The 6279-nt window shown below is 71.0% G+C and carries 6 protein-coding genes; 3 read left to right on the top strand and 3 right to left on the bottom strand.

The window, feature by feature from the left end; genetic code table 11:
* Positions 1–89 precede the first annotated feature (89 nt).
* Positions 90–1052, top strand: coding sequence for a TIGR01777 family oxidoreductase (locus D7X96_RS38395; RefSeq protein WP_121725225.1), 963 nt, complete (start codon positions 90–92; stop codon positions 1050–1052).
* A 2-nt stretch (positions 1053–1054) separates the two neighbouring features.
* A complete protein-coding gene (locus tag D7X96_RS38400) occupies positions 1055–1936 on the top strand; it encodes an alpha/beta hydrolase (protein ID WP_120553065.1) in 882 nt (293 codons plus the stop codon).
* 19 nt (positions 1937–1955) lie between these two features.
* On the opposite strand, the gene D7X96_RS38405 is transcribed toward D7X96_RS38400, so the two are convergent.
* Positions 1956–3026: a helix-turn-helix transcriptional regulator gene (locus tag D7X96_RS38405; RefSeq protein ID WP_121771958.1), complete on the bottom strand. Its 1071-nt coding sequence runs from the start codon at positions 3024–3026 to the stop codon at positions 1956–1958.
* A gap of 93 nt (positions 3027–3119) precedes the next feature.
* Entirely contained in the window at positions 3120–4190 is a 1071-nt protein-coding gene (locus D7X96_RS38410; protein WP_158616346.1) for a helix-turn-helix transcriptional regulator, read from the bottom strand.
* A 177-nt stretch (positions 4191–4367) separates the two neighbouring features.
* Here D7X96_RS38410 and D7X96_RS38415 point away from each other — a divergent pair, with 177 nt between their 5' ends.
* On the top strand, positions 4368–4706 hold the full coding sequence (locus D7X96_RS38415; protein ID WP_121771959.1) for a tellurite resistance TerB family protein: 339 nt from the start codon (positions 4368–4370) through the stop codon (positions 4704–4706).
* Between the two features lie 6 nt (positions 4707–4712).
* On the opposite strand, the gene D7X96_RS38420 is transcribed toward D7X96_RS38415, so the two are convergent.
* Positions 4713–6083 (bottom strand): TAXI family TRAP transporter solute-binding subunit, encoded by a 1371-nt coding sequence (locus tag D7X96_RS38420; protein ID WP_120553061.1) that lies wholly within the window; start codon positions 6081–6083, stop codon positions 4713–4715.
* Between the last annotated feature and the right edge of the window lie 196 nt (positions 6084–6279).

Raw genomic sequence — 6279 nt, forward strand, 5'->3', positions numbered from 1 at the left:
ACCCGGGGGCCCGGAGGCGGGCGGCGGGCGGGGCTGGGGGCCCCGCGCTATGCCTCCGGACGTCGCACCAACGGAGGGGGTTGGCGTTCATGAAGATCGTGATTCCGGGTGGCACGGGGCAGGTGGGCGCGCTGCTGGCGCGGGCGTTCCTGGCGCGAGGGGACGACGTCGTCCTCCTCAGCCGGGGTGGCCAGGGCGAGGCGCGCACGGTGTCCTGGGACGGACGCACGCTGGGTGATTGGGCGAAGGAGGTGGACGGCGCGGACGCGGTCATCAACCTGGCGGGCCGCAGCGTGAACTGCCGCTACACGGAGGAGAACCTGCGCCAGATGATGGACTCGCGGGTGGACTCCACGCGGGTGGTGGGCCAGGCCATCCAGCGGGCCGCGAAGCCGCCGCGCGTGTGGCTGCAGATGAGCACCGCGACGCTGTACGCGCACCGGCTGGACGCGCCCAACGACGAGGCCACCGGCCTCATCGGCGGTGACGAGCCGGGCGTGCCCGCCTACTGGAAGCGCAGCATCGACATCGCGAAGGCGTGGGAGCGCACGCTGGCGGAGGCGGACACGCCGCACACGCGCAAGGTGGCGCTGCGCAGCGCCATGGTGATGAGCCCGGACCGGGAGGGCATCTTCGACGTGCTCCTGGGCATGACGCGCCGGGGGCTGGGCGGCCCCGCGGGCAGCGGACAGCAGTACGTGTCGTGGATCCACGACCGGGACTTCGTGCGCGCGGTGCAGCTGCTGTTGGAGCGCGACGATTTGGACGGGCCGGTGAACCTGGCCGCGCCCCATCCCCTGCCCCAGCGGGAGCTGATGGCGAAGCTGCGCGAGGCGGCGCACGTGAGCGTGGGGCTGCCGGCGGCGAAGTGGATGCTGGAGGTGGGCGCGTTCTTCATGCGCACGGACACGGAGCTGCTCCTCAAGAGCCGCCGCGTGGTGCCCGGGCGGCTGCTGGACGCGGGCTTCACCTTCGAGTACCCCGACTGGGGGACCGCCGTGCAGGACCTGGTCGAGCGCTGGCGCGCCGGTAGCGGCCCCGTCCGGAGCTGACCGTGTCCACGAAGACGTACCGCGTCCGCTGGGGCCGCATCGCCGCGCTGGGGCTTGTCCTGGGCGCGCTGGGCACGGGCGGCTTCACCGCCGCGAAAGGCCTGCGCGCGGCCCAGGCGCTGGTGCACCCGGCGCGCGTCCCGGTGACGCGGCCCTCGGGCCCGGACGCGCTGCCGGGCCTGGAGGACGTGTCCTTCGAGTCCGCGGGGCACAGGCTTCAAGGGTGGTACGTCCCGTCACGCGACGGGACGGCGGTGGTGCTGGTGCACGGCTTCGCGGACAACCGCACGCGGGTCCTCTTCGAGGCGCGCGTGCTGTCGGAGGCGGGGCACGGCGTGCTGCTCTTCGACCTGCACGGCCAGGGCGAGAGCGAAGGCGACGCGGTGGGCTGGGGTGACAGCGAGCGCGAGGACGTGCGCGCGGCCCTGGCCTTCGTGCGGGCGCGTCCGGACGTCACCCCGGGACGCGTGGGCCTGTTCGGCTTCTCCATGGGCGGCACGACGGCGCTGCTGGTGGCGCAGGAGGACGCGCGCGTGAAGGCGGTGGCGGCGGCGGGCGCCTACCCGGACCTCGCGGTGGACATGGGCTCCCACTACGGCCTGAGCACCTGGGCGGTGCTCTGGGGGCTGCGCCGGGCCGGCATCGACGTGGACGCGGTCAAGCCCGTGGACGGCATGTGCCGCCTGGAGGGCCGGCCGGTGCTGCTCATCAACGGCGGCCGCGACCCGGACGGCCCCCGGAAGCTGGACGGCCGCCTCTACCGCGCGGCCTGCGAGCCCCGCGAGCTGTGGGTGGTGCCCGAAGCGGGCCACGGCGAATACGCCCGGAAGGACCCCGAAGGCTACGCGCGCCACCTGCGCGACTTCTTCGGCCGCGCGCTCTAAAGGCCCCACCGCCTACCGCCTACCCGCGGCGGCCCTTGGCGACGAACTCCGCGCGGCTGTGGATGCCGGTCTTCTCGAACAGCGACTTGATGTGGACCTTCACCGTCTCCACGGAACAGTGGAGCCGGCCGGCGATCTCCTTGTTCGCCAGGCCCTCGTGGAGGAAGTCCGCCACGCGTGACTCCTGCGCGGTGAGCTTCTCCTTCCAGTCCGGGCGCAGCCAGTGGACGCGCTCGTGCATGCGCACCTGCCACAGGGCGCGGCCGCCCCAGCTGACGGAAGAGGGACTGAACGTCACGTCCAGCCGGTCCTCGCCGCGCTCCAGCGTGAGGGACTCCAGCCGGGGGTCCGCCGCGACGTCGAAGCGGGACAGGACGCGCACCCGCTCCACCCAGGCGCGGGGCACTCCGTCGCTGAGCTCGTGGGGGGCAAACCACCGCTCCAGGAGCGGGATGGCCGGCCCGGTGTCCACGACCTTGCGCCCCAGGCTGTTGAGCACCAGCACCGGGCTGCCCCCCATGGCGATGGCCTTGAGCAGGTCCCGCTCGAAGCGCAGGGCGTAGAACTCCTGCAGCCGCGCCACCGCCCGGGAGACGTAGGGGATGATCTGCTGGAGGAACCACTGCGCCCGGACGGTGAAGGGCCGGGAGGACTCGCGGTACATCGCGATGCCGCCCTTCAGGTCCGCGTCCGTGAAGAGGAGCGACGCCAGCACGCGCTTGAGCTTGAGCCCCGCGCCCTGGCTGCGCCGGAAGGTCTCCGTCTCCGCCAGCGGCTGCCCCCGCAGCATCTGGAGGTCGCTGAGCACCACGTTGGGCTGCACCACCGTGGCGCGGAAGACGAAGTCCTCCTGCACCCACTCGGCGTAATCCTTGAGGAGGGGGTGGACGGTGTCTGTCTGCCACTGCAACCCCGCCGTCCCATCCGGATTCGCGCAGCCCACCGCCAGGTGGTCCGCTTCGCAGAGGGAGAGGAGCGCCCGGGAGAGGGCCTCGTAGACGTCCTCCAGGCTCCGGGCGTTGCCCAGCGCCTCCTTCAGCTCCGCGATCAACGCCTGCTCACGCGACAGGAACTTCCGTGCCTTGCCCATGGGTACCACCCCCGTTTGCAATACCCATCAAGTATTACGAGGGCGGAAACGGGGCCCATCCCTCCAAAGAGGTATGGCAGGGACCGCCGCCTGCTACCTGCGGCGCCCCTCCGCGATCAACTGCGTGCGGCTGGAGGTCCCGGTCTTCCGGTAGATGTCCCGCACCTGCCCCTTTACCGTCAGCAACGACGTGCCCCGCTTGAGCGCGATGTCCTGGTCCGACAGGCCCTCGTAGATTCCTTCCGCCACCTCGCGCTCCGCGTTCGTGAGTTCCCATTCCTCGCGAACCCAATGTGGGCGCTCGACGATGCGCACCTGCCACAGGGGATTGCCCGCCCAGAGGATGGTGGAGAGGGAGAACGTCACCTGCAATTGCTCTCCGTTCTCGTCCCGCACGTCCTCCAGCAGCGCGGGAGGAATCATCCCCGGTAGGCGCGCCAGCTTCGCGACCCGGTCCACCCACGCCTTCGGAATCCCCTGCGGCGTCCTGTCCGAGCGCGCGAACCACTTCTCCAACAGCCGCGTGGCCGCGTTCGTGCGGACCATCTCCCGGCCCCAGGACGTCAGCACCAGCAGGGCCCCGGACTCGACGGCGCCGGCCTTGAGCAGGTCCAGCTCCAATCCCTGCGCATGGATCCTCTGGACGTGACTGACCGCGCGGTGGATGGCGGGCACCAGCCATTGCAGCAATCGCTGGCTGCGCTCCGGAAAGGGCCGGTCGCGCTCGCTGTACACCGCGAGCCCGCCCTTGAGCCCCTGCTGCTCTTCAATCAGCAGGGCCGCCATCACCTGCTTCAGGTCCAGCCCCGCCTCCACGCTGCGCTGACGGGTCTCCTGGGCGTCCAGCGTCTGTCCCCGCAGCATCTCGGGCGTGGTCAGCACGCGGTTGGGCTGGGCCAGCGTGGCCTTGAACACGAAGTCGTTCGTCACCCATTCGGAGTAGCGCTGGAGCAGCGGCATCGTCGTGCGGCTCGTCCACTGGAGCCCCACGGAGCCATCCAGGTTGGCGCACCCCAGCGCGAAGTGGTCCGCCCCACACAGCTGGAGCACGCGCGGCTCCAGCACGTCGTGGATGTCCTGGTAGCTGCCAACGCCAATCAGGTTCGTCAGCAGCTCATGCTGGATGGACTCCTCCCGAGACGTGAACCGTAAGGCCCTACCCATGCGGAATGCCTCCCCCGGCAATGCCATACGTCCCGAGCATGGCACGGAGGACACCCGGGGTTGGAGGCCCCTCCCCCACCCGGCCGCCTTTCCGCCCCACGACGGGGCGATGACGACGGGCTGGACGGCTCCCCCCCTGGCAGGTCAGCCTGGACATCCTTGGAGGATGCACCCCACATGGCCGCCCCGCTGCCCCCTGAATCCCAGTTCCACATCGAGGTCATCAAGCTCCTGCTCCAGGTGGCCACCAGCGACGACCGGGTCACCCGCGAGGAGATTGACGCCATCATCGACACCGCGCGCGGCTTCAGCGTGCCCCTGACGGAGCTCAGCGTCCTCACCCGCTGCCTGCACGAGGGCCACCCGCTCCCGCCGCCGGACCTGAGCGTCCTGCGCGAGGACCCCAAGGCCGTGCTCGAAGCGGTCCACGCCCTCGTCATCGGCGACGGCCACCTGGACGAGTCGGAGATCGCCATGATCCGGCAGATCCGCGAGCTGCTGGGCGTGGCCCCCTGAAGCGGCCTACGCGGGCATCTGCAGCGGATGCGCGTCCTTGTGCTCGGGCGCGCCCGCCAGCCTCCGGGTGAGCCGGCGGCGCACGACGTCCACGTGCTCGCGGAAGAAGTACAGGTTCTCCGCGTAGGCGATGGGCACCGCGATGCGGTTCACCTCGCGCTCGGCCTCCTCCAGCCGCTTGAGCATGTCCTGGAGCATCTCCTGGTCCGGGTCCTCCTCCAGCTGGATTTCAATCTCCTTCAGCCGCGCGTACCACCGGTGGATGCGCGAGCGCACGCGCCACAGGAACACCGCCGGCACCGCGCGCCCCAGCGGCACCACCACCGCGATGATGGGCACCAGCATCACCCACAGCCGGTCCACCAGGTTCGCCGCCCAGAACGGCAGGTAGCGCTGCAACAGCGGCACGCCCGTCGCGTAGTAGCGCTTCGCCTCGCTGCTCAGCGGGAAGCCCGCCGCGAGCGGCGCGGGGAACTCGCCCGTCTTGTCCAGGATGCCCGCCGTGCCGTGGACCTCACTGGCCGCGCGCATCAACAGGTACGCGAGCGCCGGGTGCAGCGAGTCCTTCGCCAACAGGAGCGCGTTGGGCGCCAGCAGCACCACGTCCTGGTCCGGCACGTCCTTCGCGAAGTCGAACACGCCCTGGGGCAGCACGTGGCGCGACAGGTATGGGTAGCGGCGCGTGTACGCCTCCGCGCGGTTGAAGCTGAGCAGGCGCACGTCCTTCACCGCCGCCAGCTTCTGGATGCGCGGCGACTCCGCCGGTGACACCAGGAACACCGCGTCCACCTTGCCCTGCGTCAGCGCGTCGATGGCCGCGTCCCGCTCCAGCGGCAGCAGCTCCGTGGGCGCCGTGTCCACCTTGTTCGCCTGCAGCAGCGTCATGGCCAGCGCGCGCGTGCCGCTCTCTTCCGGCCCCACCGCGATGCGCTTGCCAGCGAGGCCGCGCACGTCGCCGATGGGCTCGCCCCGGTAGAAGACCCACAGCGGCACGTAGGAGAGGCTCCCCAGGGACGCCACGTGCTCGGGCACCTCCTGCCCCTTGCCGCCGGTGGTGCCGCTCTGCGCGAAGGCGATGTCCACCCCGCTGTCCTCCGCGCTCAGGAGCGCCACGCTGCCCACGGAGCCCTTCGTGTTGCGCAGCTCCAGCGTCACCCCATGCTGCGCGAGGAACTTCTGGTAGCGCTTCGCCATGTAGTTGAAGCCGCCCTCCTCCGGCGCCAGCGCCATCACCAGCGTCTTGGGCGGCGCGGGCTTGACGAAATAGAACGTCACCGCGAACGCGATCGCGATGACGAGCGTCGCGGGGGCGACGGCGATCCACAGGTCGCGCCGCAACGTGCGCTTGAGCTGCGCCTTCAACGTGTCCGTCTTCATGAGGATGCGCAGTATACCGACCGCGCCGTGCGGGGCCCCGCCGTACACCGCGTCACGCCAGGCAGGCGAGCACGCCGGGACCCGGGGGCACTTGGCGCGACCACTTGCGCGACACACCCTCCCTCCCAGGCCTTTTTGAAGGGGTGTGGCATGGGTTGGCGCGGCGGGTGGGTGGTGTCCTTGCTGGTGGTGGGGG

The sequence above is a fragment of the Corallococcus interemptor genome, assembly GCF_003668875.1.
GTDB classification, from domain to species: domain Bacteria; phylum Myxococcota; class Myxococcia; order Myxococcales; family Myxococcaceae; genus Corallococcus; species Corallococcus interemptor.